This is a genomic window from Geobacillus sp. DSP4a (genome assembly GCF_013096875.1).
Lineage (GTDB): Bacteria > Bacillota > Bacilli > Bacillales > Anoxybacillaceae > Geobacillus > Geobacillus thermophilus.
Genome location: NZ_SDLD01000112.1, coordinates 1 through 1,518 on the forward strand (window position 1 = coordinate 1; position 1,518 = coordinate 1,518).

The window sequence follows — 1,518 nt, forward strand, 5'->3', positions numbered from 1 at the left end:
CCCCCGGTCATCCACGAAGCAGGCGTAGTGGGTTCGTTTCGCGATATCGATGCCCACGACAAGCGTTTGTTCCGTAACTTGATCAATTTTATAGTTTTGTGTACAATTCATCTGAAGTCCTCCTTGGTATGGTGAGTGATGTGGTTGACACCCCTGCATCATACCAAGAGGGCTTTTTTTGATCAAGTCTCCGGAAAAGCTCCTAACGGGAATGCTCCTTTATTAATATTTGACAAGTGATAACATTCATGTTATCATGATTTTAACTGATAACACGAATGTTATCAATTTGAATAGGAAATGAATAATATGTAGAGGGGGAACCGCGACAAATGAAGTTAGAATTCTTTACCGATGGTCGCGGACGTCAACCTGTTTACGATTGGATTCTTGAAGTACAAAAGCACGATAAGGAAACTTACAGGAAAACAATTATTATGATGAATTACTTAGAAGAAAACGGGCAACTTATTCATGCTGGTGTCGTCTCACATAAAGATATTAAGAAATTAACTGGAACGGATGGGATTTGGCAACTTAGAATTAATGACCATAGGGTGTTATTCTTCTATTTTGAAGGCGACACAATTGTTTTCACTAACGTATTCCCAAAAAAGCAAAACAAAACTCCACGCGTTGAAATTAAGCGTGCAGAACAACGAAAAGAAGAATATATCAATCGTAAACAATGACGTCTGCGACCGATTTATCGGTCGTAAGAGTAATGCGGGACCTCTAGAGATTCTAATAAATATAATTCTTATGTTGAGTGCAAATTTGCCAAGAAGGAGGGAAAGTTTAAATGAAATCTTTTGACGATCTCCGTAAAGAGTTAATGCAGCAAGATCCAGAAGAGTACTTCCTATTGGAGATCGTAGGTAAATTAATGGCTGCACGTGATCGGAAAAAGTTGTCTCAACGTGATCTTTCAAAAATGACAGGAGTGGCTCAAAAAACAATATCTAGGATTGAAAACGGAAAAGATGTACCAGAATTATCAACTCTTCTTAAGCTTGCGCGGGCTTTAGATTTAGAAATAATAATTGTTGATAAGAAGGCGAAAGACGAGCATGCAGCTACAATTATGGTTTAAATATTCATGTTTTAGTGCGGTAGTAAGTTAAGTAAATTATAAAAGTGTACATTTTATAATCGCTCTATGGAAAAATGTACCATATAGAGATATTTAAAATTTATATAAGAGAATACAAAAGATTGTTCTTTTATAAGCATAATTATCTCCCTTTATTATGAGGAGAACCGCCTTAGAGGCGGTTCTCTACAGATGATACAAAGGATAATTTTTAAATCTAAATAAGACTCTTTTTAAGAATAAACGCGTAAAATCCAAAGTTAAGAATTTTTAGTGGGAAGGTAATTATGAAAAAAATGGTTCATCACCAAAAGTTGTACTTGCACCTGTCATGAAAGTATGTTAGCTGTTTCTAGCCGAACCCGCAATGCAAAACGCTGGATATTTCTGTATCCGTATCCCCGACGTTTCATCAGCTTGATCTT

At 36.4% G+C, this 1,518-nt stretch carries 2 protein-coding genes; both read left to right on the forward strand.

All coding sequences use genetic code 11. The annotated features are described in order from the left end of the window. Nucleotides 1-332 precede the first annotated feature (332 nt). Complete coding sequence (locus ETC02_RS16520; protein ID WP_050367388.1) at nucleotides 333-692, forward strand: type II toxin-antitoxin system RelE/ParE family toxin; 360 nt, start codon at nucleotides 333-335, stop codon at nucleotides 690-692. Between the two features lie 110 nt (nucleotides 693-802). After that, entirely contained in the window at nucleotides 803-1,093 is a 291-nt protein-coding gene (locus ETC02_RS16525) for a helix-turn-helix domain-containing protein (RefSeq protein ID WP_050367389.1), read from the forward strand. Nucleotides 1,094-1,518: the final 425 nt, after the last annotated feature.